Origin of the sequence: Gilliamella sp. B2717 (assembly GCF_026536675.1) — a bacterium.
Taxonomy (GTDB): domain Bacteria; phylum Pseudomonadota; class Gammaproteobacteria; order Enterobacterales; family Orbaceae; genus Gilliamella; species Gilliamella apicola_I.
Window position 1 is genome coordinate 365 of record NZ_JAFNNQ010000015.1, and the last position, 1,145, is coordinate 1,509.

The following is a 1,145-nucleotide window of genomic DNA, read 5'->3' on the forward strand; positions in this document are numbered from 1 at the left end:
TCAAAACCAATACTTCTTATTGGCAGGAAGTTCAAATAGTTCACCGTCAGCTGGTATAAACAGTAGTTATGCAATCAACAGCGGAATTTCTGGAAAAACCTTGTTAAATGGTAGCGATCCAGTTGAGCCAATTACTCAAGTTTTAATTGGTTTACGTGATGCAAACAATAACGAGATTGCACGTCAGTATACCAATGATAAAGGTGAATACCACTTCTATAATCTATCCCAAGGGAAGTACAGCATTAATATTGTCGCTTCACCAGATGGTTATTCATTAGTTAAAAACAGTAAAGGTACCACTCAACCAATTGATACTTTATCTGGTCTAGATTTAACTAATGTGGGTATAAAAGACAATAATTTCTATTTTAAACAAGCGAGTGATGAAGGTATTGGTGGTAAAATCTATGTTGATTATGCCGATAATAATACCGATTTTAATCAGTTAAATGAGTTTGCCTATTTACTTGATAGTGCGATCACGTATACCGTTGAGCTACGTGACGGTTTAGATGGAACTGGTAAGCTATTAATGACCCAACAAACCGTAGATGGTGAGTATCATTTCTCTAATCTGGTGTTTGGTGATAATGCTAACTATTCTGTGGTACTGAAATTAGACGCTAATGCCGACCATGAGTTTAAACAAAGCTCAGCAGGTAACGATCCGAAACATATTGTTATTCCGGTTGCGAATTTACCAAAAAAAGGTTCACTGGATAACAATTATCTGTTGGTAGGAAAATTAAAAATCGATGGTTATGTCTGGGTTGATGAAAATGACAGCAAAGACAGACAGGGTGATGAAGGGCTTAATGGCATTAATGTGACCCTTAATTATCAGGCACCGGGTGCAACGGATTATGTCGAGCTTAAAAAGGTTAATACCGACACTTCAGGTCACTATCAGTTTGAAAAATTACCGAAAGGCGGTAACTATCAAATTAAGGTTAGCACACCGGAAGGAACGGAATTAATTGCGGACAGTGTCATAGCCGGAANNNNTGATAGCTTTGAGTTTAAAACGTTAAAACAAAATGAGTTAGACAAAAGTTCAGCGTATAAATATATTGCCATGATCAAAGGTCATGTCAGCATTGATATAGACAACAGCCGAACCCACTCAGCGATTGATGCGGATT

General features: G+C 37.3%; 1 protein-coding gene. It reads left to right on the forward strand.

Translation table 11 applies throughout. The features are described 5' to 3' along the window. Positions 1–1,145 (forward strand): MSCRAMM family protein (locus J3U35_RS03185; protein ID WP_267359518.1); only part of this gene is annotated, 1,145 nt, incomplete at both ends.